The sequence below is a fragment of the Pyxidicoccus sp. M6 genome (genome assembly GCF_055568925.1).
Map to the genome: position 1 here is coordinate 1500890 of NZ_CM145714.1, position 26457 is coordinate 1527346.

A 26457-nucleotide genomic window follows, 5' to 3' on the forward strand; every position below is an offset into this window, starting at 1 on the left:
GCAGGCTACTTCCGGGGCCACGCGTCCTTCATCGCCCCGGCCACCTGCTTCAGCGCCTCCGTGAAGGGCGAGCGCTTCCTCCAGATGAGGGCGAGCGTCCGCTTGGGGGCCGGGTCCGCGAAGGGGCGCACGCGCAGCTCCGAGCGCTTCACCTCCGTGGCCACCGCGAGCGCGGGCAGCAGGGTGATGCCCGCCCCGGCCGCAATCATCTGCGTGAGCGTGGGCAGGCTCGTCGCGCGGAACTCCAATTCATGCGCGCGCGCCTTGGAGCACAGGGACAACGCCTGGTCCCGGAAGCAGTGGCCCTCGTCCAGGAGCAGCACGTCCTGCCCGCGCAGCTCCGACGGTGAGGCCTCGCCCTTCTTCTGCCCGAGCGGATGGTCCTTCGGCGTCACGAGGAAGAACGGGTCCTCCGCCAGCACGGCCGATTCCACGTCGCCCAAATCCGCCTCCAGCGCGACGAGCGCCGCGTCCAGCCCGCCTCGCTCCAACTCGCGCGTCAGCACCTCCGTCTTCTCCTCCAGCCAGCGCACGGTGAGCCGGGGGAAGTGCTTGCGCAGCGCGGGCGTCACCGCCGGCAGCAGGTAGGGCGACACCGTGGGAATCACTCCCAGCCGCAACGTGCCGCTCAGCGGGTCGCCCGCCCGCCGGGCTGCTTCCGTGAGTGCATCCACATCCACGAGCAGCCGCCGCGCGCGCTCGACCAGCTCCGTTCCGACGGTGGTCAACAACACGCGCCGCTGGTCGCGCTCGAACAGTTGCACCCCCAACACGCCCTCGAGCTGCGCAATCTGCGCGCTCAGCGAGGGCTGGGACACATGACAGCGTTCCGCGGCCCTCCGGAAGCTCAGCGTGTCCGCCACCGCAACCACGTACTGGAGCTGACGGAGGGTGAAGGGGTGGGGAGCCAAGTTCATAGCATCAGGCTATCAGAATCATACAAACGTTATCTTGGAGCGCTCAGCCGCGAGAGCGCATCTTCCCTCTCGTTCGAAGCATCCACGCATCGACCCCAGGAGCGTCATGAGCCAGTCGAACGACGGTAAGTCGGGCAAGGGCCCCATCCTCACCACGCGGCAGGGGCACCCTGTCTACGACAACCAGAACAACCGCACCGTGGGAGAGCGCGGGCCGACGGTGCTGGAGAACTACCACTTCCTCGAGAAGATCAGCCATTTCGACCGCGAGCGGATTCCGGAGCGCGTGGTGCACGCGCGCGGCGCGGGCGCCCACGGCTACTTCGAGGCCTACGGCACCGTGGGCAACGAGCCCATCGGCAAGTACACGCGCGCGAAGCTCTTCCAGAAGAAGGGCGCGCGCACGCCGCTGTTCATCCGCTTCTCCTCCGTCATCCACGGCGGCCACTCGCCGGAGACGCTGCGAGACCCGCGCGGCTTCGCCATCAAGTTCTACACGGAGGAAGGCAACTGGGACCTGGTGGGCAACAACCTCCAGGTGTTCTTCATCCGTGACGCGATGAAGTTCCCGGACGTGGTGCACGCCTTCAAGCCGGACCCCGTCACCAACCGGCAGGACGCGCGCCGCATCTTCGACTTCATCAGCCTCACGCCGTCGGCGATGCACATGATTACGTGGCTCTTCAGCCCGTGGGGCATCCCCGCCAGCTATCGCGAGATGCGCGGCTCCGGCGTCCACGCGTACAAGTGGGTCAACGACAAGGGCCACGCCGTCCTGGTGAAGTATCACTTCATCCCCAAGGGCGGAGAGCGCAACCTCACCCAGGAGCAGGCCCAGGCCATCCAGGCGAAGGACTTCAACCACGCCACGGGTGACTTGTTCGACGCCATCGCCCGCGGGGACTTCCCCGAGTGGGAGATGCAGGTGCAAATCATGGAGGACGGCGAGCACCCCGAGCTCGACTTCGACCCGCTCGACGCGACGAAAATCTGGCCGCCGGAGCAGTTCCCCCTGCGCCCCGTGGGCCGCATCGTCCTGGACCGCAATCCCTCCAATTACTTCGCGGAAGTGGAGCAGGTGGCCTTCGGCACCGGCGTGCTCGTCGAAGGCATGGACTTCTCCGACGACAAGCTCTTGCAGGGCCGGACGTTCTCGTACTCGGACACGCAGCGCTATCGCGTGGGGCCCAACTACCTCCAGCTCCCCATCAACCGCCCCCGCGTGCAGGTGGCCACCAACCAGCGCGACGGGCAGATGGCGTACGACAACCACGACGAGGAGCTGGGGCACGACCCGCACGTCAACTACGAGCCCAGCAAGCACCAGGCGCCGCGCGAGGCCGCCCGCGAGTACCCGGGGCACCACCCGAAGGTGTCGGGCGAGGTCATCCGCAAGGAAATCAGCCGCACCAACAACTACGGCCAGGCCGGGGCGCGCTACCGCGCCTTCCAGGACTGGGAGCGCGACGAGCTCATCAAGAACCTGGTGGGCGCGCTGAAGCAGTGCGACGCCGACATCCAGGACCGGATGATTCACCACCTCACCCAGTGCGACGCGGACTACGGCAAGCGCGTCGCGCAGGGCCTGGGGCGCTAGTCAGGACAGAAGCCCCACGAGGGCGGCTACGGCGAGTCCGGGCTGCCCTCGTCCTCGGGGAGGAGCACCGTCTTGAGCCGGTCCAGCATGGCGGGCGACGCGTCGGTGAAGGCGAGGCCCACCTCGTACCGGGCCACCGCGCCGGCGGGGAGCTCCTTCATCCAGGCCACGCGAGCGACGCAGCTCAGCTCGGTGCCGTCCTTGAGGAAGAGGTCCAGCTCCAGGGGTATCTTCTCGGAGAACTTCTCGTCGGCGTAGATGCGGATGCCGCCGAGGCTGGCATCCAGCACCTGTTGCTGCTGCCAGTCCACGCGTCTCAGCCGCGCCGGGCGCGCGTACAGCGGCGCCGCGAGCCGCGGGAAGCGGCGACGTTCCGATGGGGAGTCATTGTCGCTCACGCTGTGCCTCATCGAGCCTTCTCCGGAAGGATGCCCGGCGCACCTTCCGGACAACCTGGATGAGCATAGGGGATTCCGGGAGCGGCGAGAAAATCCGTCGAAGAATTCCAACCCGGTCCCTCCGGGTCCGGGCTGACGGGGCCCGGGGCCCGCCCGCCCCTCGGGCCGGGCGGCGAGCGGTGTGAGCCGCTTGCCCACCGTCTGAAGGCACCGCGTCAGAGGGCGGCGGCCACCGCGTGCTCCAGCTCCTGGCGGGTATACCAGTCCAGGGGCCGGCGGACCGTCACCAGCTCCAGCGTCCCGTCATGGAAGGTCACCGTGGGGGACGTGTCTGTGCGCAGGTGGATGCGCTTCACCTTCTCGCGCAGGGCGGAGCGGCCGACGGCGTCCTTCGCGAGCGCCTCCAGCACCTCCTTCGCGCGCTCCGCGAGGAAGGCGAGCGCCCTCAGTTCGTCCGCGTTGCTGGCGTCCACACCGGAGCCGAACCCCAGGGCAATGGACGACTCGGTGGCGGTGCGTACGCGGGTCTCCACGTCGGCGAGCTGGCGGCGGAGCTGGAGCATCGAGGGCACCTCCGCCGCGTCGCGCTGCAGCGCGCCGAAGGAAGGGACGTCCAGGATGGACAGCGTCTCGATGACGCCCACGGGGATGATGACGGCCTCGTCGTAGGGGCTGCCGCTCTCGGATGGAATGTAGAGCAGCACGGCGCGGCCCTCGCGGCGGTCCTCTAGCATCTCCTTCACGAAGCCGGACATGCTGCGCCCGCTGCGCAGGGAGATGCCGACGCGCGGGAGGACCAGGGGGATTCCGGCCTGCTGGCGCCCGGCGATGCGCAGCACCGCGTTCAGCGCCGCGTCCATGCCCGTGACGCTCCAGTCGCAGAAGGCGCGCAGCGGCTCCTTCGCCGCGTAGGGGTTGGGCGCCTCGGGGGCGGCCTCCAGCACCCGCTGGACGGCCTCCTGCCGGTAGTGCACCAGGTCGATGTTGGTGGCGGGCTCGTGGTCCAGCGTGAGCACGCCGTCCTTGAAGGTGGCGAAGTCGTCGGCGTTGGAGATGCCGGCGGTGTTGCGGATGACGACGCGCTTGAGGGCGCCGCGCAGCGACTCGCGGCCGAGCTCGTCCTCGGCGAGGGCGTTGAGCGCGCCGATGAGGGGGTGGAAGTAGACGGGCGGCCACGCCTCCTCGTAGAGGTTCTCGTAGCCCTCCGCGGCGAGGCTGGTCCAGTCCACCTCCACCGGCACGTCGAAGCCCGCGGCGTCGTCGATGTCCTTCTTCAGTTGAGGGTAGTGCGTCTCCTCGAACTTCTTCGCGGCCCTGCGCTCTGCGAGTCCCATGCGGTGCCTTCCCGGATGATGGCCGGCAGTCTCTTCGAGGCGGACGAAGGACGACAACCTCTCTGGCAACTGGGCTACCGTGCCGCGCCTCTCCGGGAATCCCCCTGATACATGGGAGTGTGAATGTCTGAGACGTCGAGCGGAAACGCGGTGGCCGAGGCAGTGGAGCGGCTCAAGGCCTTCGCGGGCGAGAAGGAGGACATGGAGGTGGAGTTCTCCACGCCCCTCACCGCCGCGCAGGTGGAGAAGCTGGAGGCGAAGTACGCGCTGAAGCTGCCTCCCAGCTACGTGCGCTTCCTTACGACGTACGGCGCCTTCAAGGTGAACTACGGCGGGGAGGAGCTCATCGGCATGGAGAGCCCGGAGCACCTGCACGCGGCGGCGCCGGACCCGTCGGATGCCTCGGGAGGGGATGACCCGGAGGTGGAGGAGGCCATCAACGAGGCGTTGTTCTTCCAGCGCATCGACACGGACTCGGTGGAGAACTTCTGGTGCTTCAACCCGCGAGACAGGAACGCGGAGGGCGAGCTGGGCGTGGTGGCGTACTACCACGATGAAACGTTCGGCCTGCCCCAGCTCCTGGGCGAGGAGCAGTTCCGCACCTTCGACGCGCACATCGTCAGCGTCATCGACAACTTCATCGAGACGTACGGCGAGGCGTAGGCGGCGCGCGGGCCTTCAGGAAAGTGACAGCAGTTCCTGGAGGAACTGCTGCACCCTGGCCACGCGCGGGAGCTTCAGCGCGTCGCCCTGCAGCCAGCGGTTGTCTTGCAAGGACACCTGCAGGTTCCTGCCTGGCTTGAGCACGCTGACCACGCTGGCAATCGTGGCCTTCTTGATGCCCGCAGGTTTGCGAAGCTCCTTCATGTCCTCACGTGTGAAGGTGGGGTCATCAGGCTGGATGCGAGACATGAACGTCCGGGCCTCCTGCAAGAGCCCCGTGTAGTGCACGTTCGCGCACTCCAGCAGGAGGTCTTCCAGCGTGCCGGCGGTCTGGTTGTCTGGGAGGACGAAAATCCCGGTGCGAGGGGATGCGACGGAGACCTGGCCGGGCTGCTCGGGAAACGAGAGTCCGAGTTTCACCAGACCGCTCTGTACCGCCATAAAGCGCTCCTGCGGAGCCTTCTCGGAGTCCGCATCGAGAATCGCTCCCAGCGCGTCGAGTGGTGCGGGGAACCGCACGGCGAGCGTCTCCTCCACGCGCCGAACAATCTTCGAGTCACTGCCTGCGGACTGCACTGCCACGGATACTTCCACCCCCTCTGATGCGAAGAACACGGGGACGGGTACAGGCTGGTTCAGCTCACCCTTGTGTGGAAAGTTTTGAGGCACCAGTCCACGCCAGTAGACATCCAGTGAATCGAACTGGGAGACGCGCGCGAACCCATGCGGTTTGAGCAGCCGTGCAACGACTTCGACATCCTGTGGCCCTTCGACGACCAGGTAGGCGTAGCGCACGCTCACCTCACGTCGAGGCCGCGCTCATAGCGCAGGCGCCTGAGGAGGTCTTCGCCGAACCGCGTCGCAACGGTGCGTCCAGTGTCACGTCCTAGCCGGAATCCCACGATGTCCTCTTCCGGAGTGGTGTCCGCCGCCAGGATGGCGTCCAGGGCTTCGAGGCTGTGCGTCGTCGCGAAGAGCTGGACGTTGAACTGCTTGCAGGCATCGAGGAGCCAGCGGAACACCTTGCCGAGCGCTGAGATGTGGATGGCGGTTTCCAGCTCATCAATCAGAAAGACGCCTCCAGAAAGGGTCGGCAGTACCGAGGCGAGGAGAAGAGCCCGCCGGATGCCATCGCCGAAGGCGCTCACGGGGGCGAGTCCTGCTTGAGTGTCCTGAAGGTACAGAATGGGCCGCCCGCGAGGCGCGAGAATCTCCAAACCCGTGATGCGGGAGTCGAGCACGTTCAACAGCTTGCTCACTGAATCCTGAAAGCCCTCCAAACGTGCCTCGGAGAAGTTGCCAATCGTCGAAGAGAGGTGGTGGTCATACGGAGAAATGAAAGCCTGAGGGAGCCTGGGGCCCTCGAACCCTCGCACGTCCCAGCCTTGCTCTTCCCAGATCGTGAATGAGTTCGATGTGGTCGTGACGCCCGTTGGTTCAGTCAGTTCCACTTCGATCTGAACTTCGACGCCACGTCGTTCGGCGGCAGCAGGTGTGTGCTCCGGGTTCGTAGGTTGTCCTATGGCCGCAGGGGGCCGCTTCAACGAACGAAGTCCGCGCACCTGCTGGTAGCGAGCGCGCATGCTTCGCACTCGATAGGCCCCAGTCGCGGACAACCTCACCTGCCCCTGATGCTCATCGTCTGGGCGTTTGCCGGGCCCCTGAGGAAACAACCAACGCAGCTCTTCGACCTCTCCCAGGTTTGCATCCAAGAGGCCTAGCTCCCTGTTCCCGGCCGCGACACCCCACATGACAGGGTCCAGCGGATTGCAGTAGAGCGCCAGCCCCTCCAGCGCTGTCGACTTACCTGAGTCGTTCTCTCCCACCAGCAGGTTCACGCGCCCCAGTCCGGTCAGCTCCAGGTCCCGGACACCACGCAGGGCGTGAATGGTGAATTGTTCGAAGGGCAGGTTCATGGGTTGCTCGTCTCTTCGAGCATACCTACGCGATATCCGGCTCCGATTCGAACTTCTACCGGGGAGTTCGTCGTCCGGCCGGCGTATCGCGCCCCTGGGATGGGCTATACCGCACGCAAATGGCCCTCGCTCCGACGCTGTACGACTTCCAGGTGGCCTTGAGCCACGTCGACCGCTCGATTGACCAGCCGACGCTGGTCATCAAGCTCGCGCGTCACCCGTCGGAGACGATGCAGCGCGCGTGGCTGCGGGTGCTCGCGTTCTGCTGGCTGTGGGAGGAGCGGCTGGTCTTCGGCAAGGGGCTGGCCGAGCCCGATGCTCCGGACCTGGAGTGCGGCGACTACACGGGCCTCGTCACCCGCTGGGTGCGCGTGGGGAAGGCGGACCCGCTGAAGGTCCAGCGCGCCGTGGACCAGAACCCGCACGCGAAGGTCTCCGTGATGTTCGAGTCCACCCAGCGGATGGAGGCGTTCCTCGCCGAGGCCCGAGAGGCGAAGGCGACACGGGTGGCGAAGGCGGAGCTCGTCGCGGTGGATGCCGAGCTGTTGAGCGCGCTCTCCCAATTCGACACGCGTCGCATCAAGCTGTCGGTGACCTTCGTCGGCGACCACGTCTATGTCGAGTGCGATGGCCAGAGCTTCGACGGTCCGCTCACCCGCGCGAGCCTGTGAAGCTCGAGCGCCATGTCGGAGGGCTCTCGCTCGCCCGGAAGGCCCACTACCTGCGAGCGCGCGGCTGGCGCGAGGAGGAGAAGGGCTGGTCGAGCGACATCTTCGGCTTCCATCCCACGGCGAAGGCTCTTCATCACCAGCTCACCGATGACCTGAGCCAGGCGCTTCGTCAGCGGGGATGGCAGGTGCTCGGGTACTCCGAGCGGGGCTATGTGCAGCTGCGCGATGGCGAGCGCGGCAAGCCGTGCTCGCTGCCCAAGGCGCTGCGGACCCAGGCGCGTCGCGAGAAGCGGCCCGTCGCGGAGCTGACCTACTCGCTGTTCCTCGCTGCGCTGCTCGACTCGGAAGGCACGTAGCTCGCGCGAGAGCGCTCGGTACAGTTTGGCTTCCACGCCCAGGCTTCGGCGGCCGGGGAGGCCAACTCCATCCACATGGATGCAATCGAGTTGCTCAGGCAGGGTTGAGCCGGACGGGGGGCTTTGCGATGGTCTCGCCCCATGAAGCGATGCCTGCTCCCCGTCCTCGCCCTCGTTGCCTGCGCCACCCCACAGCAGGGCCCCGCGCCTGCCCCGGAGCCCTCGACCTCCGCGCCGCCGCTGCCTCAGGAGGTGCGGCTGGCGGACCTGCGTCAGCTCACTTCCGGCGGTGAGAACGCGGAGGCCTACTGGTCCTTCGGCGGCACGCAGCTCTCCCTCCAGGCCCGGCATGACGGCATGGGGTGTGACCGCATCTATCGCATGGCCCTCGACCCGGCGGGCGCGAAGCCCACGGTGACGCCGGTGTCGAGCGGGAAGGGCGCGACGACGTGCTCGCACTTCCTGCCGGGAGACCAGGAGCTCATCTACGCGTCCACGCACCTGGGCGGAGACGCGTGCCCGCCGCGCCCGGACCACTCCATGGGCTACGTCTGGGCGCTCTACGACACCTACGACATCTTCAAGACGCGCGCGGACGGCACCGGCGAGCTGACCCGGCTGACGGAGACGCAGGGCTACGACGCGGAGGGCACCGTCTGCGCGAAGGACGGCTCCATCATCTTCACCTCGGTCCGGGATGGAGACCTGGAGCTGTACCGCATGGACCGGGACGGGAAGAACGTGAAGCGGCTCACCAACACCCCCGGCTATGACGGCGGTGCGTTCTTCAACGCGGACTGCTCGAAGATTGTCTGGCGCGCGTCGCGGCCCCACCCGGGCAAGGAGCTGGAGGACTACCAGTCGCTGCTCGCGCGCGGGCTCGTGCGGCCCACGAAGCTGGAGCTGTACGTGGCCAACGCGGATGGCTCGGACGCTCGGCAGATTACGTGGCTCAACGCCGCGTCCTTCGCGCCGTTCTTCCACCCCAATGGGAAGCGCATCCTCTTCTCGTCCAACTACGGCGACCCGAAGGGCCGTGAGTTCGACATCTGGGCGGTGGACATCGACGGCTCCCACCTGGAGCGCATCACCTACGCGCCCGGCTTCGACGGCTTCCCCATGTTCTCCCCCGACGGGAAGTGGCTGGCGTTCTCCAGCAACCGCGCCACCGCGCAGGGACGCAGCGACACGAACCTCTTCCTCGCGCGCTGGGTGGACGACGTGAAGCCCGCCATCGAGACGACGGCCGTGGACCGCATCCAGGAGGACGTCACCTTCCTCGCGGCCCCGGAGCGCGAGGGGCGCGGCATCGGCACCGCCGGGCTGGAGGCGGCGGGGCAGCGGATTGAACAGCGGTTCCAGTCGCTGGGCCTCTCTCCGGCGGGGGACAGCGGCACCTTCCGCCAGGTGTTCCCGGTGACGACGGCGGTGAAGCCGGGCGCGGGCACGCAGGTGACGCTCGGCGGGACGGTGCTGCCGGCGGACGCGTACACGGTGCTCGGCTTCTCCTCGCAGGGCGTGGCGCAGGGACAGTTGGCCTTCGCGGGCTACGGCATCGTCGAGCCGTCGCTGAAGGTGGACGACTACGCGAAGCAGTCGGTGAAGGGGAAGCTGGTGGTGGTGCGGCGCTTCGTGCCGGACACGGCCACGTTCTCCGACACGGACAAGCAGCGGCGCTTCGGGGACCTCCGCTACAAGGCGTGGGTGGCCGCGCAGCGCGGCGCGAAGGCGCTCCTCGTCGTGGACTGGCCCGAGGCTCCGACTCCGCCCCAGAAGGACTGGCAGATGCCGCCCGAGGCCTCGCTGCCCGGCCTGTCTCCCGAGGGCCACGGCGACGCGGGCATCCCCGTGGTGGTGGTGAAGCGCTCGGCGCTGGAGCCGCTGATGGCGGCGCTGACGAAGGGCAAGCGCGTGGAGGCGCGCGTGGAGACGCGGCTCGACTTCGAGAAGCGCGACGCCTTCAACGTGGTGGGCCTGCTGCCGGCGGGAGAGGGAAAGCTGCCTGGCGCCATCGTGATTGGCGCGCACTATGACCACCTGGGCTTCGGCGGGCGGTTCTCGCTCTCGCCGGACCGGCACGAGCCGCACGGCGGCGCTGACGACAACGCCTCGGGTGTCGCGGGCCTGCTCGAAATCGCGCGCACCCTCTCCGAGCAGCGCGCGCAGTTGAAGCGCGACGTGCTCTTCGTGGCCTTCTCCGGTGAGGAGTCGGGCGTGCTCGGCTCCACGTACTTCACGCGGCAGCGCGGTGACGCGGGGATGAAGGACATCGCCGCCATGCTGAACCTGGACATGGTGGGCCGGCTGCGCGCGAGCGGCCTCACGGTGCTGGGCGCCGAGTCCGCCAACGAGTGGACCCCGCTCATCACCGCCGCGTGCGAGCAGACCCGCGTGCCCTGCACGTCCAGCGGCGACGGCTACGGCCCGAGCGACCACTCGCCGTTCTACGCGGCCGGCGTGCCGGTGCTGCACTTCTTCACGGGGGCGCACTCGGACTACCACAAGCCCTCGGACACGGTGGGCACCCTCAACGTCGCGGGCACGGAGCGCGTGGCGCGCATCGTCTCCGCGGTGGCGCTGGCGCTGGATGGGAAGACGTCGCTCACCTACCGGAAGGTGGCGTCGCCCGCGCCGCGCGGAGACATGCGCAGCTTCAACGCGTCGCTCGGCACGGTGCCGGACTACGCGGGCCCGGCGGAGGGACAGAAGGGCATGCTGCTCGCGGGCGTGCGGGCCGGCGGCGCGGCGGAGCAGGCGGGTATGAAGCGCGGTGACATCCTGGTGCGGCTCGGGAAGAGCACCATCAACAGCGTCGAGGACTTGATGTACGTGCTCAACACCTCCAAGCCCGGCGAGACGGTGAGGGCCATCGTCATCCGCGACGGGAAGGAAGTGCCGCTGGAGGTGACGTTCCAGGAGAGCAAGCGGCCCCGTTAGAGGGAGGAGGCTCGATGGCGCGCGGGAAGAAGCTCACTCCGAGGAAGAAGCCCACGCAGGAGCGCTCGCGCGCCACGGTGGACGCGCTGGTTCAGGCGACCGCCGACCTCCTGGTGCGCGACGGCTACGAGAAGCTGACCACCAACCGCGTGGCCGAGCGCGCCGGAGTGAACATCGCGTCGCTGTACCAGTTCTTCCCCGGGAAGGACGCGCTCGTGGCGGAGGTGCGCCGCCGCCACGTGGAAGAGCAGCAGGTGGCCATGCGCGAGGCCATGAAGGAGCTGAAGGGGCAGAGCCTCGAGGCGACGGTGCGTGCGCTCGTCACCATGGGAGTGGCGGCGCACGCCGTGAATCCGAAGCTCCACCATGCGCTCACGGAGGAGCTGCCGGCCCGGGTCTCGCGAGTGGGTGACCCGGAGGACCCCGTGCTTTCCGAAGCGCGCAAGCTGATGGAGGGCTTCGCCGGCAGTGGCGAGGACGTGGAGCGGACCCTGTGGATGGTGGACACCGTCGCGCATGCCGTCATCCACCGGGGCATCATCGAGCGACCGGATGACCTGAAGAGCGGCGCGCTCACCGAGGAGCTCGTCGCCCTGCTGGTGCGCTACCTGCGGCGCCGGTGAGCGTGGCTACTTCGCGCGCCGCCACTTCACCTCGCCCACCGCGGTCGTGCCGCCGCTCGTGGGGACGGGGACGCTGTACGTCAGTTCGTCGCCGTCGAGCGTGAAGGTGCGCTGCTGCTCGGTGCCCTCCCAGTTGGGGAACGAGGCGTGGTCGATGTGGAAGGTGAGGGTGCCCTTCGCGCCATCCACGATGTAGCGGCCGAAGTGCGAGTTGCTGCCCTGCACCGTGGCCTTGTACTCCTCCGGCGTGCCCTGGCTCTTGTCGTTGGAGGCGAAGCGGGCGCGGCTCGCGCGGAGGATGTGCAGGGAGTAGCGGCCCTGGCCGTCGAACATGAGCAGCCCCTGGGGCTCGGCGCCGTAGAGCTGCACGCGGCGGCCATCGGGGTACACGTTGTCGCAGGCAACGAGCGTCCACGTCCCCACGAGCCCCTTCGCCGGCACCTTTTCGCGAGGCGCGGCTCCGGCGAGGAACAGCATCGACATCGCGGCGAGGGTGATTCTTCGAGACAGGTGCATGGCGCGCCTCACATGAGCAGGCCGCCACCGTCCACGGAGAGGACGGTGCCGGTGAGGAAGGGGTTGGTCATCGCGAAGAGGGTGGCGGACGCGAGGTCCTCGGGTTTGCCCACGCGGCGGGCGGGGGCCTTCTTCGCGTAGTCCGCGAACATCCGCTCCCGAGCCTCCGCGCCGAGCCTGTCCCAGAAAGAGCCCGAGTCCACCACGCCCGGAGAGATGGCGTTGAGCCGCACCGGCGCCAATTCCACCGCCATGGCCTTGGTGAAGGCCTCCAGCCCTCCGTTGACGAGGCTGGTGATGGACGTGCCCGCGGCGGGCCGTCCCGCGCGGAAGCCGGAGAAGAAGGTGAAGGAGCCATCCTGCGCGATGCGCGGCGCGGCGTGCTTCACCAGGAAGACAGGCGCCCAGAGCTTGGAAGCGAAGGCCCGGTGAATTGCGTCCACACTCATGCCGGTGAGGGGGCCGGAGGCGCCCTGGCTCGCGGTGCTCACGAGGTGGTCGAACGGGCCCACCTCCTCGAAGAACGCGGCCACCTGCGCCTCCACCGACGCGTCCAGGACACGCACCTCCCGGCGTCCCTTCAGCAGCGCAGCGGTGGCCTCCAGCGACTCGCGCCTCCGGCCCGCGAGCACCACGGCCGCTCCGGCCTCCGATGCGGCGACGGCCACGGACCGGCCAATGCCCGAGCCCGCGCCGATGACGACCACCCTCTTGCCTTCGAGCTGCATGCGCCACCTCCCCTTCGGATGGAATGAAGTAACCTCATTGAGTGGTTACTCGGTCAGGTATGGACGAAGAGTCGTAACCTGTCAATCCAGTTTCATGCTTTGCTGGTGGCGCACATGGCACGCTCGAAACGTCCCACCCCGGAAGCTCACGTGGCGCCGACAGGCGAGCTGCGCGACGGGTTCAAGTTCCGCTCCGGCCGGCTGGCCCTCGACTTCCCGGCGTCGCTGGCCGCGCGGCTGAAGGCCGAGCCGAAGGATTTGCTGGAGACGCCGCATGATTTGGGCCGCTGGCTCGTGGCTGCCGGGCTGGCGGCGAAGGACCCGAAGCCCACCGATGAGGAACTGCGCCAGGCGAGAGAGTTGCGGGAAGCCCTCTACCGGCTGGCGCGAGCCCGCGTGCGAGGCGAGGCCTACGACGCGAAGGACCGGGCCCTGGTGAATCGCTGGGCGGCGGAATCGCCTCCGGCGCCGCAGCTCGGGCCGGAGGGGCTCACGTGGACGAGCGGCGGCGTGAGCTCGCTATTGGCGGCGGTGGCAAGGGACGGCGTGGAGCTGCTCGGAGGTCCGCTCGCGGAGCGCATCCGCAACTGCGAGGGCGAGGGCTGCGCGCTGCTCTTCGTGGACACCTCGCGCTCCGGCCAGCGACGCTGGTGCTCCATGTCCGGCTGCGGCAACAAGGCGAAGGTGGAGGAGTTCCGCCGCCGGCAGCGGGAGGAGGGGCGCTAACGGTGCACGGCGCTCAGCCGTCCCGGGATGCGCGCCGCCAGCACGTCGATGGCGGTGCGCACCTTCGAGGGCAGGTGCTTGTTCTGCGGCCAGACGGCGAAGATTTCGTTGCCGTACCGGGGCACGTCCTGGAGCACCAGCGTGAGCTGCTTCTTGCGCAGCCGCTCGCCGATGAGCCAGCACGGCACCCACGCCAGCCCCGCTCCCTGCACCGCGGCGTCGGCGATGGTCTCCAAATCGTCGAGCCGCAGACGTGAAGGCACGGACACGTGTCGCATGCCGCCCTGGCCGTCCGGGAACCACCACGCCTTGGTGAAGCCATTGCGGCCGTAGACGATGCCTTCATGGTGCTTCAAGTCATCGAGCATCTTCGGACTGCCGTGCTTCGCGACGTACGCGGGTGAGGCGCAGACGACCATCTCCTGCACGCCCAGCCTTCGCGCGGTGAGGCCGGCATGGTCATCGAGCGGTCCGACGCGGACGGCCAGGTCGAAGCCCTCCTCGATGAGGTCCTGCACGCGGTCGCTGAAGGAGATCTCCACCTCCAGTCCCGCGTGCTCGCGCGTCAGCTCCCACAGCAGCGGCGCCGCGCAGTGCCGGCCGAAGAGCACGGGCATGCTCACGCGCAGTCGGCCGGAGGGCGCGCGGCGGCCGGAGTCCAGCGCGGCCTCGGCGGCCTCCAGCTCCGCGAGTGCGCGCACGCAGCGCTCGTAGAAGGCCTGCCCGTCATCGGTGAGGCTCTGCCGTCGCGTGGTGCGCTGGAAGAGGCGCGTACCCAGCCGCTCCTCCAGCCGGGCAATGCTCTTGCCAATGGCCGAGCGCGACAGGCCCATGCGCTGCGCGGCGAGCGCGAAGCTGCCGGCCTCCACGGCCTGGACGAAGGTGAGCACTCCACTGAGACGGTCCGTCATGACGCTGCTCCGATTGGCGCCTCCGTGTCCCCAGTGAGTCAACGAAGTGTCGCCACTGGAGAAGGAGACGCGCCTCTATATCCGGCGTGCGGCTTTCACGCATGACGCGGAGCGGACGAATGAGCGGCACGATGAAGCAGTGGCGGTTGGAGCAGCCCGGCCGGCAGCACCTGAGGCTGGCGGACGTGGAGATTCCGAGGCCAGGAGCGGGCGAGGTGCTGGTGCGCGTCTCGGCCGTCTCGCTCAACTACCGCGAGAAGCTCATGATTGACGGCGGAGGCTACGCGGGCATCAAGGAACCCGTCGTACCCACGTCCGACATGGCGGGCGAAGTCGTCGCCACCGGCGCGGGCGCGCGACGCTTCAAGGAGGGCGCGCGCGTCATCGCCAACTTCCAGACGGACTGGGTGGACGGGCCGCCGGCGCGTGAGATGCGGAGCCTGGGTGCCTCCGCCCCGGGCGTGCTGGCTGAGTACGTGGCCATGCCGGAGAGCTGGCTGGTCGCCTCGCCCACCACGCTGGACGACGTGCAGGCGAGCACGCTGCCCTGCGCGGGGCTCACCGCGTGGACGGCGCTGACGGACCTGGGCGCGCCGAAGCCGGGGCAGACGGTGGTGACGCAGGGCACGGGCGGCGTGTCGCTGTTCGCGGTGCAGATCGCCTCCGCCATGGGCGCGCGGGTCATCGCGCTCTCCGGTGACGAGGGCAAGCTCGCGCGAGTGAAGGCGCTGGGCGCGGCGCATGGAATCAATCGCCGCCACACACCGGAGTGGGACGCGGCGGTGCTGGAGCTCACTGGTGGCCGCGGCGCGGACTACATCCTGGAGCTGGCCGGAGGCGACAACCTCGGTCGCTCGGCGAAGGCGTTGGCGCCGGGCGGGCGCATCTCCCTCATCGGCGTGTTCGAGGGCTTCGGCGTGAGCTTCCCCACGGTGCCGCTGATGCAACGGCAGGGCATCATCCAGGGCATCTTCGTGGGCCATCGGCGCGGCCTGGAGGAGCTGGCGCGCGCGGTGGACACGCTCGCGCTGAAGCCCGTGGTCGACACCGTGTACCCGCTCGCGGAGTTCCCCCAGGCGCTGGAGCACCTGGACCGGGGGCCCTTCGGCAAGCTCGTTGTGCGAGTCAGGTGACTGGCTCTCGCGGCATCCCCATGGCCTGATGGCTTCCGGAAGGGAGCAGCCGGGACATGGCAACGAAGCAGGACGGAGTGAAGGTCTGGGGGCGAGAGGCCTCCGCGCAGGAGGTGTGGCCCCGCGTGGAGGCGGTGGCCACGCCCGAGTGGCGGAAGAAGCTGTCCTCGTGGTGGAAGGGCATTACCGAGCAGGGCGTCCTCTTCCACGAGGGAGACCTGGAGGCGGACTCGCTCGTTGTCGGCCCCCGGCCGCTCGTTGTTTCCGGCAGCGTGCGGCTGAAGGGACTGCTCGAGGATGGCCACGCCGCGGACCACACCTTGCTCGTGGTGCTGGGCGACCTGGAGGTGGAGAACGTCGCCACGTTCTCCGCCATGTTCATCGCGGGCAACGCGCGGATTCGAGGGCTCCTCTTCGGCGACTCGCTCGGGGACGACGTCTTCTGCGTCGGTGGCGGGCTGACGGCGCGCACCCTCGCCGAGGAGCACCATCACATCGAGGTGTACGGCGCACTGGACGTGGACGCGCTCGTGGGCAGCAAGCTCACCGCGACGGGACGGCCTCGCAAGACCCTGGAGCCGCACGAGGCGCTGCTGCCCGGTGCCTTCAACGTGGAGGACGAGGACGAGGACGGCGTCACCGACTCGACGCTGGACCGCAAGGGGCTGCTCGCGAAGCTGCGCGCGGGAAAGCCCGTGCTGGCGGACACCCGGCTCGGCCCGGTGGAGAAGGCCATCGCCGCCGTGAAGGAGAAGGCGGCGCGCGGCGAGAAGGCGACACGGCTGGGGCTCGCGCAGAAGAAGCTGAAGGCCATCCCCGAGGAGGTCTTCTCCCTCACCGGGCTGGAGAGCCTCACACTGGACACGAACGACATCGCGGAGCTCTCCCCGCGCATCGGCGAGCTTCGAGCGCTGAAGAGCCTCAGCCTGGAGAGCCTGCCGCTGAAGACGCTGCCCGTGGAGCTCTGCCGGCTCCCCGCGCTCAAGAAGCTGAGCCTGCGGTACTGCAAAGACCTCTCCCGGCTCCCGGATGAGTTCGGCGAGCTGGAGTCGCTGGAGGAGCTGTACCTCGACGCCATGGCCCTGGAGGGCTTCCCCGAGGTGCTGACGCGGCTGCCGAAGCTGAAGAAGCTCTGGTGGTGGCGCTTCTACAAGATGACGCCCGGGCAGGTGCAGGTCCTGGTGGACGGGCTCGGGCGGATGCCCAAGCTGACGCATGCCGGGTTCTTCCAGGGAGAGCTGTCCGCGCTGCCGGGGGGCCTCACGCCGCTCGCCCGGCTGAAGCAGTTCAAGCTGGGGCTGGACCGAATCCCCGAGGCGGAGGTGAAGCGATTGGAGTCGGCGCTGCCACCCGGCCGCCTGCACGTGGGGTACTGAGCGATTGAGGATGTGCACGAGCCGCCGGGTGAAGTACGAGTCGTGGCATGCCCGACATGAAGCGCATCCAGCAGCTCAACGGTGGCGAGCCCATCTATAACGTCGAGCCGCGAATCGAGACGAAGAACGAGGTCTGGTTCTTCGTCGACCTCCGCAAGCTGCGGGTGTGGAGCGACGGCGTCCTCTACAAGGAGGACAAGAAGGCGCACGACACCAAGGTCCCCGTCACGGGGCGCTTCACGCTCTACAAGGTGCGCGACCACGGCATCGTCGACGTGGAGCTCCGTGGCGAGCATGCGGTGGTCCGCCGGGGCGTGCTGAACGGCGCGCTCCTGGCGACCCGCATCGCCCTTTCGGAGGTGGAGCCGCTGCTCGCGCGCTATCGGGCGCTCGGCTTCAAGGATGGCTTCCCGTGGAACGCGACGAAGACGCTCGCGACGCGGCGCGAGTACTACAGGGAGAAGCCGCACGCCGTGTGGACGGTGGAGGTGCACGGAAACGTCGTCTTCGAGCGCTCCCGCAAGCCGACCTCCGCCCCGAGCCGCGAGGCCGCCATCGCGCTCGCGGAGAAGCGCATCCGCGCGACGGAGAAGGCCGGGCTCAAGCTTGACCTCATCGAGCTCATGACTTCCGAGCACCCCAATCCCGAGCCCAAGCCCGTGAAGGGGGCTCCCGCGCGGAAGCCCTTGCCGAAGAGGGCGCCCGTCCCGAAGCCGAAGGACGCCTACGAGGCCGTGGATGCAGCCATCGCGATGCTGAGGGATTTGCACGAGCGAATCCCGGAGGCGCACTTCGTCACCGAGTGCCTGGACCTGAAGAAGGACCGCAAGCGCGTGGCCTCGGTCGAGGAGAGTGCCTCCTTCTTCCTGCGCATGCACAAGGAGCGCGTCGGGCGCTGGGTGGGAGTGAAGCCGCGCAAGCCGAAGAAGCGCGAGTCGAGCTGGGACTACTTCGAGGACGTGTATGGCTCCATCACCTGGATTCTCGACGGCGCGGCCGACGAGGGGCTGGAGATGTTCTACTGCGGCAACGTGACGGGCGGTGGCTGGAGCTGCCTGGAGGTCGCCAGCGATACCGGTTACTCGATGGAAGGCCAGGTGGAGGCCACGGGCATCGAGGAGCTCGAAGACCTCTTCGTGTTCCATGGCGGCTGGCACCAGGACAGGTCCTGGGCCCTGGACCGGCGCGTGGCCTCGCCCACCGGCGAGTTCTCCGTCGTCCCGTTCAGCGACAACCTCGAGAAGATGCCGAGGCTGGCGAAGCCCGAGCGCATCGTTCCCTTCGGCCACTGGCTCTACAAGCGCGTCGTGGCGTTGACCCGAGTCGCGGAGAAGAACCTGCGAGAGCTGGCTTGAGAGGCTCGTGGACCTCCGGACCACCGAGGGGCAGGACGGGGGGCACGTGAGGTTTCAGCGGCTGTGAGCCCGGGGTAGCGTGCGCCGCACGTCTTTGGTGGCGGAGGCTCGCGTGAGAAGAATCCTCGGAGTGATGTGGCTGGGCACGGCGCTGCTCGTGGGCTGTGGCGGCGATGGTGGTGGCGATGAGGGGCCGTCCGAGTCGCCGCCCCGGGTGGTCTGCGACGTCAGCGTGTCGGGCGCGGTGACGGCGACGCCCGGGTGCGCGGATGCGTCGCTCATCTACTACGGGTCGAGAGACGACTTCACCCTCACGCTGGAGACGGCGCCGGGCTCGGCGCCCACGGTGCTCATGCGCCCCACGGCGAATGGCCTGCCGTCGGTGGGGGAGTTCACCGGTCCGAGCGTCGAGGTGGACTGCGGCGTGTCGGTCAAGCAGGGCACGAAGGCCTGGTACGCGTATTACGAGGACCCGCGGTCGGGCATCTCCCTGCGAGGCAATTGCACGATGACCTTCACGCAGGTGGAGGAGTACGGGAAGAGCGGCAGCGTGGTGTCGTACCGCTTCCAGGGGACGATGCAGGCGCACCTGGTGGCGCTGGAGTCCTCGGGTGCCACGGGCACGGTGGACATCTTGACGAGCTTCTCGTTCTGAAGCCGGGTGGCTTGACCTTCGCGCAAGGTGTCGTTACCTTGCGCGCATCCTCTCGACGTGGCGCCGCAGCGCCTCTCGCGTGACTTCCTCAATCGCTTGAGCTGAACCTCCCGGCGCCGCCTCATGGCAGCACGGCGTGAGCGGCTCGCGGCGTTTTCATTCCCAGCTCACACGCTCGCGAGGCTCCGTGGGTCTCGCCATTCCGGCCGTCTGTCTTTCGTGGCCGGTCACCCGTCCCTCGGGGATTCAGCCACCCCGCGGGCTTGATGTGCCCTTGGCTGTCGCGATGTACCGTTGTCAGTCGTGTCAGAAGTCCGTCGGTCCGGGAGTGTCCAGCCAGCTCGTCACCGTGGCCACGAGGCTCACCGAGTTCCCGTTCCGCCCCGCGTCGCAGCCCTACACCGAGCGCAAGCGAAGGAAGTGGAGGGATGACCCGGGCGGCGTGGGCTCGCAGATTGTCCGAGAGCTGAGGGTCTGCGCGCCGTGCGCCGCCTCGCGCACGCGAAGAATCGGGCCCGTGCTGCGTGCATGACGGGTGCTCCGGCGAAGCGCGATGCGCGCGCAGGCCGTGGCTCCCGTCCGGCCTCCGATGCCTCGAGCGGTGCCGTTCCCGACTCCGGCCAATCCCCAGCGCTACTGGGGAAGCATGCAGGGGCTGCCCGGGGACGCGGCTCCCATCTTCATCATCCCCTGGCACCAGTCAGAGGCGGAGTACGCGGAGCGGCTCAAGAAGGAGGCAGAGGACCCGCCCAAACGAACGTGGGTCAAGCACCACGTGTTCCCCAGGGCATTCAAAGACTGGTTCAGGCAGAAAGGCATCAACATCCACGAAGCGTGCGAATCAGCAGGACATCCACCTCTTCGCGATGCAGATGATCTTCCGATACGACCTCGCTGGGCCCGTGGTGCCGTACTACAGCAAGAAGCCGATTCCGTTGTTCCCCGTCGTTGAAGAGGACGTCCACTAGCCATGCGGCTGTTCCATGTCGGCAGCGTGTTTCCATCGCGGCACTCGTGGACCATTCGAGCCAGTTCGAAGTGGTGGCTTCCCGGCATCCACTGCCCTACGTGCAACGAAGTCTGGAGTAGCACTGGGGAGTCCTATCCGGCGGTGGACCTCTCCGCGTTGCCGGACAGCAAGAAGTTCAAGCCCCGAGTGGAGGAAGACTTCTCGGAGTTCAAGCGACTGCGGGAACTGGTGCGGCCGCTCGTTCCCAGCGGTGTGCCGCTCGAGTCGGGAACGAACTTCGGGCCGCTCGTTGGCACGGGGCGAGGTCGTTTTCCGCAGCTTCTATTTCCGACGCCCTGGCAGTTGCTCATCCGTCGCGAAGCATTGGAGCAGCTCCAGGCAGCAGGCGTGCGTGGTTTGATGGGCTGCCGCACGGAGTTGCGCATCCGGGACAAGACTCCTCCAGAGTTGCTGGAGCTTCAGATCGAACCTCGCGGGTACCTGCATCCTGACTGTCTGCCCCGGGGCCTGCCTCCTCCGTGCCGGACATGCGGCCGGTTCGCGTTCACCTTTCCCCGGGAGCCTGTCCTCGACGCCGCGTCACTGCCCACGGACCTGGACCTCTTCCGGCTCGCGGACTACCAGACCATCATCATCGGGACGGAGCGGTTCGTGGATACGGTGCGGCAGCTCGGGCTCGAGGAAGTGGAGTTCCGCGAGCTGCCGGCACGTTAACGACGAGAGCGCCGTCTTGCCGGCAGGGATGGTGGCTCTTCGCCACCGTGCTACGGGATGCAGTTGAGGATTCCTGGTAGACCACTGGGAGCGTGCTCCCGCCAGGCGGTGAAGGACCTCGAGCGCTATCCCGAGGACCAGCGCAACCCGCTCGCGGCGAAGCTCGTCAACGCGGGCTTCACCGTCCCGGTGAAGGTGACCTTCAAGACGGACAGCTACGTCCAGCAGGAGGAATTGGAGGCGGCGGCGCGGCAGGGGGACCCGGCGGCGAAGGCGGCCATCCTCCAGGCCGTGTACTGCCGGGACATCTCCGGTGCCACGGGCGTGAAGCTGCTGGGCTTCGCGAAGGGGCGCGAGGCCGCGGACATGGCGTATCAGCTCGCCCGCAAGTGTCCCCGCTCACGAGTGGAGGCCACGGCGGCACTGGTGCGGCTGAAGGACAGACGGGCCCTGGAGCTGCTCGGCCCTGCGATGGAGGGCCCGGTCTTCAGCCAGGAGGCGCTCCGGGATGCGCTGATGGAGTCGCTCACGCCGCAGGTGGCCGCGAAGCTGCGCGCGCTCGCGGAGAAGAAGGCCGCCGGTGCCGAGGAGATGGTGCGCGTCCTGAAGGCCGCGCAGGTGATGCGCGAATAGGCGCGGGGACGGCGCCCTGCTACCCGGCGCCGCCCCATCACCGCGCATCACTGCGCGGTGGTGCCTCCGTCGAGGACGAACTCCGCGCCCGTCATCAGCTTCGACTCGTCCGAGGCGAGGTAGACGACGGCGTATGCGATGTCATCCGGCTCGCCCAGGTGGCCCAGCGGAATGCTGCGCGCCATGTTGGCCCGCGCCTTCTCCGGGTTCCCGCTGCTCTTCGCCAGCGCGTCCACCATGTCCGTCTCGATGAACGTGGGGTGGATGGAGTTGCAGCGGATGCCGTAGCCCTTGTACGCGCAGTGGAGGGCCACCGACTTGGTGAGCATGCGCACCGCGCCCTTCGCCGAGCCGTACGCGACGATGGTGGGCGTACCCTGAAGGCCCGCCACCGACGACACGTTGATGATGGAGCCCTTCGCTCCGCATTGACGCATGGCAGCGATTGCGTGCTTGCAGCCCAGGAACACGCCGTCCAGGTTGACCGCGTGCACGAGGCGCCACTCCTCCAGGGAGAGGGACTCGATGTCCTTGGGAATGCCCATGCCGGCGTTGTTGAGCAGCACGTCCAGCCGGCCGAAGTGCGCCAGCGTGCGCTCCATGGCGGCCGCCCAGTCCGCCTCCTTCGTCACGTCCAGGGGGACGAAGAGGCCCGCGCCGTCGCCCAGCGACTCGGCCACCGCGAGCCCGTCCTTCTCCCGCTCCTTGCGGTCCGTCACCACCACCTTCGCGCCCTCGCGCGCCAGCAGCCGCGCTGCCGCGCTGCCCAGCCCACCGGCGCCGCCCGTCACCAGCGCCACCTTGCCTTCCACGCGCTTCATGGCTCAGACCTTTCCGTTCGGGGTGAGCAGCACCTTGCCGCTGCGGCCGCCCTCCATGCCGCGGGCCAGGGCGTCCTTGATGTCCTCCAGCGCGAAGGTGCCTTCCACCGGCGTCCTCAAGGTGCCGTTGGCAATCAGCCCCGCGAGCCGGGCGAAGAGCGCGCGCTGCTGCTCGCGCGGGGTGCGCTTCATCCACAGCACCAGCCAGAATCCGCGCAGGGTGATGTCCTTGAAGATGCTGGCCGCCGCGGACAGCTTTGGCCCCTTGCCGCTCATGACGCCGTAGTTCACCACCACGCCGCCCGTGGCGAGCGAGTCGCCCAACCGCATCGTGGAGTCACCGCCCACCGCGTCGAGCGCGAGGCGCACCTTCGCGCCGCCCGTCACCTCGCGCACGCGCTCGGGCAGGTTGTCTCCGTCCACCAGCACGGCGTCCGCACCCAGCTCCTTCAGCTCCGGAGCCAGCTCCTCGCGGCGCACCACGTTCAGCGTCTTGTACCCGGCCAGCTTCGCCAGGGTGATGACGTAGCGCCCCACCGCCGAGTTGGCGGCGTTCTGCAGCACCCACTCCCCGGGCTGCAGGGTGACGTACTCCCGCAGCATGACGTCCGCGGTGGGCGGGTTGATGAACATCATCGACGCCTGCTTCAGGTCCGTGCCCGGAGGCAGCGGCACCAGCGTGTCCGCCTGCGCGACGAGCTGCGTGCGCCAGGTGCCCGCGCCGAGGGGGAGGAACACGATGTCTCCCACGCGCACGGCGGTGGAGTCCTTCACCTCCACCACCCGGCCCACGCCTTCATTGCCCGGGGTGGCGGGCAGCTTGGGGAGCTGGCCGTACTGGCCGGTGAGGGTGAGCAGGTCGGAGGGATTGATGGGCGTGGCCAGCACCTCCAGCCGGGCCTCACCCGGCTTCAGCGCTACGTCCGGCTCCTCCACCACCTCCACCACCTTCAGGGGCTCACCGAAGGTCGAGAATCGCACTGCTTTCATGCGCCGCTCCGTGTCCGAGGGGGAAAACCATCTCCCACCCTAGCGGCGTTGTGCCCGGGTGCCGAGCGTGCAGGCAGACGATGTCATTTCGGCCGGACTCACCTCCGGGGGCCGTGTGGGACAGGCCGGGCTGTCCACCCCCGGACGCGGAGGGCAGGCAGGTGCGGACGGATGACAGTCCGCCCTCCCCGGTGGCGATCACGCTGCCCACCTTCAGCTCCGACCCACCAAGGGGCGGGGCGGCGAGAGAGGGGGCGGGGTGAGCGACGCGCGCGGGGAGGTGGTGGCCCTGGGCCAGCCGGTGGGGGCCGCGATGACGGTGCCCGCGCTGCCCGGGAACTGGCGCAAGCGGGTGGTGGGGCTCCTGCGTCCCGTCTTCGCGCTGGCCGGGTTGGGGATGCTGGCGCTGCTGGTGCGCAAGGCGGGCCTCCGCGAGCTGGGCACGGTGCTGTCGGGCGCCGCGGCGTGGCTGCCCTGCGTGGTGCTGCTGGAGCTGGGCCGCCAGTGCATGGACGCGCTGGCCACGCGCTTCTCGTACGGGCCGGGCGCGGAGCGTGTGCCGCTGGCCGTGCTGGCGCGCGCGCAGCTCATCGGCACGGCCGTGTCCAGCATGGCCCCGGCGGGCCGAGCGGCGGCGGAGGCAACCAAGGCGGCATTGCTTTCCCCTCACATGGGCGGCGCGACGGCCACGGCGGCGGCGGCGACTTCTCAGTCCGCGTCGCTGGCGGCGGGAGGCTTCATCTCGTTTCCGTGCGCGCTGGCCTCGTATCTCCTGACGGGCTTCTCGATTTTCACCGTGGCCATGCTGGTGCACGGCGTGTTGTTGGTGGGGGCGTCGGCGGGCCTGCGCGCGTGCATGCGCGCGAAGCGGCCCGGCGCGTGGCTGGTGCGGCGGTGCCGCGGGTGGGCCTCGCACGCGGATCAATTCCAGGCGTCCGCGCGGTGCGGGGCACTGCTGCCCGGCCGTCCCACGCTGGCCTTCCTGGGCAGCCGGCTGCTCCAGGTGGGGCAGTACTGGGTGCTGACACACGCGGTGGGCATCGACACGTCGGTGGTGCAGGCCTTCTTCTCGCAGGGCCTCTACCTGTGCGCGCTGGCGGTGGGCTCGCTGGTGCCGGGACAGGTGGGGGTGAGTGACGGCGCCTTCGCCATGGCGGCGGGCGTGCTGGACACCACGGCCGCGCGCGCCATGTCGGTGGCGCTGCTCGGGCACGTGGTGCAGTTGCTCTTCGTCGCCGCGGGCGCGCTCACGCCGCTGGTGTGGCGCGCGCGGGCGACTCGGACCGCTTCACCCGCACCGGCGTGCCACTGAAGGCGGCGTTGCCGCTGAGCGCGTCCAGCGCCCGGTCATCCGTGAGGTCGTTGATGCTGGCGCCCGCGTTGTCCGTGGCCACCTTCATTCGCGTGCCCTGACGCCCGTGGCCGTAGCCGTGCGGCAGGCTCACCACGCCGGGCATGACGTCGTCCGTCACCGCGACGGGCACGGTGACTTCGCCCACGCGCGAGGTGACGGTGACGTCCTCGCCGTCGCTCAGGCCCAGCCGCGTCGCGTCCTCCGGGTGCACCATCAACGTGCAGCGTGGCTTGCCCTTCACGAGGCCCGGCACGTTGTGCAGCCAGGAGTTGTTGTCGCGCAGGTGGCGCCGGCCGATGAGGAGCAGCTCGCCCTGACCGACTTCCGGCGTGGCGGCGTCGAGGAATCGCTCGCGCAGCCGCTTCACGTCCGCCACCAGCAATTCCGGCGCGAGGTGGATGCGCCGGTCCCGCGTATGGAGCCGCTGCGGGAAGCAGGGCTTCAGCGGGCCCAGGTCCACGCCGTGCGGAGCCTCGCGCAGCTTCGCCAGGGTGAGACCCTGCTTCAGCGGGTGGAAGCGCGTGCCATGGGGCCCCATGCGCAGGCCCACATCGAGCAGCCGGTCCGGCCCCAGGCGGGACAGCGCCTGGTACTTCAGCGTGGCGCGCAATGACTTGCGGCCCTTGCGCAGCACCTCCAGCCGGTGCTCGAGCGCGAGGAGGATCTGCCAGTCATGGCGCGCGTCGGGCCCAGGCTCGAAGAGGGCGGGCGAGTACTTCGCCGTGTTGCGCACGGCGAGCACGTGGAACGCGATGTCGTAGTGGCTGCGCTCCAGCGGCGACACGGGCGGGAGGATGAGGTGCGCGTGGCGCGTCGTCTCGTTGAGGTACGGGTCGATGCTCACCATGAAGTCCAGCCCGGCCAGCGCGCGGTCCAGCTGCGAGCCATTGGGGGTGGACAGCACGGGGTTGCCCGCGAGCGTGACGAGCGCGCGGATGCGGCCCTCGCCCGGGGTGAGGATTTCCTCCGCGAGCACCGCCACGGGCAGCTCGCCGCCGAACTCCGGCAGGCCGCGCACGCGGCTCTTCCAGCGGCCGATGCTGCCGCGCCCCAGGCCCAGCGCCTTGGGCCCGCCGATGATGTCGAAGGCGGGCAGGGTGAACATGGCGCCACCCTCGCGGTCCATGTTGCCCGTCACCGTGTTGAGCACGTTGATGAGCCACTGGCACAGCGAGCCGAACGGCTGCGTGGACAGCCCCATGCGGCCGTAGCAGACGGCGCCCTCGGCGGCGAGGAAGTCGCGGGCGATGCCGCGGAGGGTCTCTGGAGCCACGCCGGTGTGCGGGGCCACGCGCTCGGGCGTGAAGTCGCGGGCCAGCTCGCGCACCGCGTCCAGGCCGTCCACGTGCGAGGCGAGGTGGCCCAGGCGCGGCGAGCCCTCCACCACGGCGACGTGCACCAGGGCGAGCAGCAGGAGCGCGTCCGTGCCGGGGCGGATGAAGACGTGGGCGTCGGCGATGCGGGCCGTCTCGGTGCGGCGCGGGTCCACGACGACGACGCGGCCGCCGCGCTGCTGAATGGCGCGCAGGCGGGTGCGCACGTCCGGGGCCGTCATCAGGCTGCCGTTGGAGGCCAGCGGGTTGGCGCCCATCACCAGCATGTACCGGGTGCGGTCGATGTCCGGAATGGGCACCAGGAGCTGGTGGCCGAACATGAGGTACGCGACGAGCTGGTGCGGGAGCTGGTCCACCGAGGTGGCGGAGAAGCGGTTGCGCGTGCGCAGCGCCTTCACCATCTGCGGCCCGAACATGATGTTGCCGGTGTTGTGGACGTTGGGGTTGCCCAGGTACGCGGCCACCGAGTCGCGCCCGTGCTGCTTCTGGAGGGCGTGGAGGCGGTGGGCCACCTCGTCCAGCGCCTCCTCCCAGGACACCTGCTGCCAGCCGCTCGCGGTGCGGCGCATGGGGTGGCGCAGCCGGTCCGGGTCCTCGTGCAAGTCCTTGAGCGCCAGCGCCTTGGGACAGATGTGGCCCCGGCTGAACGCGTCTTCCTCGTCGCCGCGGATGGAGGTGATGCGCTCTCCCTCCAGCTCGATGCGCAGGCCGCACATGGCCTCGCAGAGGGTGCAGGTGCGGAAGTGGACCCGGGACGCGGCGGAGTCGCTCATGCCCCGGACTCTACAACGTGCGGGGCGCGGCTCCGCGCGTGGGTGCCCTTCAGTCG

At 68.9% G+C, this 26457-nt stretch carries 26 protein-coding genes and 1 pseudogene; 16 read left to right on the forward strand and 11 right to left on the reverse strand.

Annotated elements, in window-relative coordinates:
- Positions 1–5 precede the first annotated feature (5 nt).
- Positions 6–917, reverse strand: coding sequence for a LysR substrate-binding domain-containing protein (locus ACVTJA_RS06355; RefSeq protein ID WP_465834674.1), 912 nt, complete (start codon positions 915–917; stop codon positions 6–8).
- 106 nt (positions 918–1023) lie between these two features.
- On the opposite strand from ACVTJA_RS06355, the gene ACVTJA_RS06360 reads away from it, so the two are divergent.
- On the forward strand, positions 1024–2514 hold the full coding sequence (locus ACVTJA_RS06360) for a catalase (RefSeq protein ID WP_465834675.1): 1491 nt from the start codon (positions 1024–1026) through the stop codon (positions 2512–2514).
- Positions 2515–2540: 26 nt separating this feature from the next.
- Here ACVTJA_RS06360 and ACVTJA_RS06365 read toward each other — a convergent pair whose 3' ends face one another.
- A complete protein-coding gene (locus ACVTJA_RS06365; RefSeq protein ID WP_465834677.1) occupies positions 2541–2912 on the reverse strand; it encodes a PilZ domain-containing protein in 372 nt (123 codons plus the stop codon).
- Between the two features lie 215 nt (positions 2913–3127).
- The gene (locus ACVTJA_RS06370) at positions 3128–4246 is read right to left on the reverse strand and encodes a hypothetical protein (protein ID WP_465834678.1); all 1119 of its coding nucleotides are present in this window, start codon (positions 4244–4246) and stop codon (positions 3128–3130) included.
- A 123-nt stretch (positions 4247–4369) separates the two neighbouring features.
- On the opposite strand from ACVTJA_RS06370, the gene ACVTJA_RS06375 reads away from it, so the two are divergent.
- Positions 4370–4909 (forward strand): SMI1/KNR4 family protein, encoded by a 540-nt coding sequence (locus ACVTJA_RS06375; RefSeq protein ID WP_465834679.1) that lies wholly within the window; start codon positions 4370–4372, stop codon positions 4907–4909.
- Positions 4910–4924: 15 nt separating this feature from the next.
- Here the strand turns inward: ACVTJA_RS06375 and ACVTJA_RS06380 are convergent, their stop codons facing one another.
- Positions 4925–5704 carry a DUF3226 domain-containing protein gene (locus ACVTJA_RS06380; protein ID WP_465834680.1) on the reverse strand — a complete coding sequence of 260 codons (780 nt, stop codon included), beginning with the start codon at positions 5702–5704 and terminating at the stop codon, positions 4925–4927.
- A 2-nt stretch (positions 5705–5706) separates the two neighbouring features.
- Positions 5707–6825, reverse strand: a complete 1119-nt coding sequence (locus ACVTJA_RS06385; protein WP_465834682.1) for an AAA family ATPase — start codon at positions 6823–6825, stop codon at positions 5707–5709.
- Between the two features lie 119 nt (positions 6826–6944).
- On the opposite strand from ACVTJA_RS06385, the gene ACVTJA_RS06390 reads away from it, so the two are divergent.
- The 4 genes from ACVTJA_RS06390 to ACVTJA_RS06405 all read left to right on the forward strand — a co-directional run bounded on the left by ACVTJA_RS06390 (position 6945) and on the right by ACVTJA_RS06405 (position 11412).
- Complete coding sequence (locus ACVTJA_RS06390; RefSeq protein WP_465834684.1) at positions 6945–7496, forward strand: YaeQ family protein; 552 nt, start codon at positions 6945–6947, stop codon at positions 7494–7496.
- Positions 7493–7852: a hypothetical protein gene (locus ACVTJA_RS06395; RefSeq protein WP_465834686.1), complete on the forward strand. Its 360-nt coding sequence runs from the start codon at positions 7493–7495 to the stop codon at positions 7850–7852. Before ACVTJA_RS06390 ends, ACVTJA_RS06395 begins: the two co-directional genes overlap by 4 nt.
- A 141-nt stretch (positions 7853–7993) precedes the next feature.
- Positions 7994–10789: a M20/M25/M40 family metallo-hydrolase gene (locus tag ACVTJA_RS06400; RefSeq protein ID WP_465834688.1), complete on the forward strand. Its 2796-nt coding sequence runs from the start codon at positions 7994–7996 to the stop codon at positions 10787–10789.
- A gap of 14 nt (positions 10790–10803) precedes the next feature.
- Entirely contained in the window at positions 10804–11412 is a 609-nt protein-coding gene (locus tag ACVTJA_RS06405) for a TetR/AcrR family transcriptional regulator (RefSeq protein WP_465834690.1), read from the forward strand.
- Between the two features lie 6 nt (positions 11413–11418).
- Here the strand turns inward: ACVTJA_RS06405 and ACVTJA_RS06410 are convergent, their stop codons facing one another.
- Both ACVTJA_RS06410 and ACVTJA_RS06415 read right to left on the reverse strand, forming a co-directional pair.
- Positions 11419–11928, reverse strand: a complete 510-nt coding sequence (locus ACVTJA_RS06410; protein ID WP_465834691.1) for a lipocalin-like domain-containing protein — start codon at positions 11926–11928, stop codon at positions 11419–11421.
- 8 nt (positions 11929–11936) lie between these two features.
- On the reverse strand, positions 11937–12656 hold the full coding sequence (locus ACVTJA_RS06415; protein ID WP_465834693.1) for an SDR family oxidoreductase: 720 nt from the start codon (positions 12654–12656) through the stop codon (positions 11937–11939).
- Positions 12657–12770: 114 nt separating this feature from the next.
- Between ACVTJA_RS06415 and ACVTJA_RS06420 the strand changes: the two genes are divergently transcribed.
- Positions 12771–13382 carry a CGNR zinc finger domain-containing protein gene (locus ACVTJA_RS06420; RefSeq protein ID WP_465834695.1) on the forward strand — a complete coding sequence of 204 codons (612 nt, stop codon included), beginning with the start codon at positions 12771–12773 and terminating at the stop codon, positions 13380–13382.
- On the opposite strand, the gene ACVTJA_RS06425 is transcribed toward ACVTJA_RS06420, so the two are convergent.
- A complete protein-coding gene (locus ACVTJA_RS06425) occupies positions 13379–14293 on the reverse strand; it encodes a LysR family transcriptional regulator (RefSeq protein WP_465834697.1) in 915 nt (304 codons plus the stop codon). The two genes, ACVTJA_RS06420 and ACVTJA_RS06425, sit on opposite strands and share 4 nt — an antisense overlap.
- 119 nt (positions 14294–14412) lie before the next feature.
- Here ACVTJA_RS06425 and ACVTJA_RS06430 point away from each other — a divergent pair, with 119 nt between their 5' ends.
- From ACVTJA_RS06430 to ACVTJA_RS06465, 8 genes and pseudogenes are all read left to right on the forward strand, one after another.
- On the forward strand, positions 14413–15426 hold the full coding sequence (locus ACVTJA_RS06430; RefSeq protein WP_465834699.1) for a zinc-dependent alcohol dehydrogenase family protein: 1014 nt from the start codon (positions 14413–14415) through the stop codon (positions 15424–15426).
- 56 nt (positions 15427–15482) lie between these two features.
- A complete protein-coding gene (locus ACVTJA_RS06435) occupies positions 15483–16802 on the forward strand; it encodes a leucine-rich repeat domain-containing protein (RefSeq protein WP_465834700.1) in 1320 nt (439 codons plus the stop codon).
- A 47-nt stretch (positions 16803–16849) separates the two neighbouring features.
- A complete protein-coding gene (locus ACVTJA_RS06440; protein WP_465834702.1) occupies positions 16850–18157 on the forward strand; it encodes a hypothetical protein in 1308 nt (435 codons plus the stop codon).
- Between the two features lie 112 nt (positions 18158–18269).
- Positions 18270–18812 carry a hypothetical protein gene (locus ACVTJA_RS06445; RefSeq protein ID WP_465834704.1) on the forward strand — a complete coding sequence of 181 codons (543 nt, stop codon included), beginning with the start codon at positions 18270–18272 and terminating at the stop codon, positions 18810–18812.
- 328 nt (positions 18813–19140) lie between these two features.
- Positions 19141–19344 carry a hypothetical protein gene (locus ACVTJA_RS06450; RefSeq protein WP_465834705.1) on the forward strand — a complete coding sequence of 68 codons (204 nt, stop codon included), beginning with the start codon at positions 19141–19143 and terminating at the stop codon, positions 19342–19344.
- Between the two features lie 21 nt (positions 19345–19365).
- Positions 19366–19780 (forward strand): annotated as a pseudogene (locus tag ACVTJA_RS06455) (DUF2380 domain-containing protein); the annotation flags it as partial.
- Positions 19781–19782: 2 nt separating this feature from the next.
- Complete coding sequence (sitI6, locus tag ACVTJA_RS06460) at positions 19783–20496, forward strand: SitI6 family double-CXXCG motif immunity protein (RefSeq protein ID WP_465834707.1); 714 nt, start codon at positions 19783–19785, stop codon at positions 20494–20496.
- A 108-nt stretch (positions 20497–20604) separates the two neighbouring features.
- Complete coding sequence (locus ACVTJA_RS06465) at positions 20605–21129, forward strand: hypothetical protein (protein WP_465834708.1); 525 nt, start codon at positions 20605–20607, stop codon at positions 21127–21129.
- Between the two features lie 47 nt (positions 21130–21176).
- On the opposite strand, the gene ACVTJA_RS06470 is transcribed toward ACVTJA_RS06465, so the two are convergent.
- Positions 21177–21950 carry a glucose 1-dehydrogenase gene (locus ACVTJA_RS06470; protein ID WP_465834710.1) on the reverse strand — a complete coding sequence of 258 codons (774 nt, stop codon included), beginning with the start codon at positions 21948–21950 and terminating at the stop codon, positions 21177–21179.
- 3 nt (positions 21951–21953) lie between these two features.
- A complete protein-coding gene (locus ACVTJA_RS06475; RefSeq protein WP_465834712.1) occupies positions 21954–22940 on the reverse strand; it encodes a zinc-dependent alcohol dehydrogenase family protein in 987 nt (328 codons plus the stop codon).
- A 259-nt stretch (positions 22941–23199) separates the two neighbouring features.
- On the opposite strand from ACVTJA_RS06475, the gene ACVTJA_RS06480 reads away from it, so the two are divergent.
- Positions 23200–24252 carry a lysylphosphatidylglycerol synthase domain-containing protein gene (locus tag ACVTJA_RS06480; protein ID WP_465834714.1) on the forward strand — a complete coding sequence of 351 codons (1053 nt, stop codon included), beginning with the start codon at positions 23200–23202 and terminating at the stop codon, positions 24250–24252.
- On the opposite strand, the gene ACVTJA_RS06485 is transcribed toward ACVTJA_RS06480, so the two are convergent.
- Positions 24188–26401 (reverse strand): molybdopterin oxidoreductase family protein, encoded by a 2214-nt coding sequence (locus ACVTJA_RS06485; RefSeq protein ID WP_465834715.1) that lies wholly within the window; start codon positions 26399–26401, stop codon positions 24188–24190. The genes ACVTJA_RS06480 and ACVTJA_RS06485 overlap by 65 nt on opposite strands.
- Positions 26402–26457 lie beyond the last annotated feature (56 nt).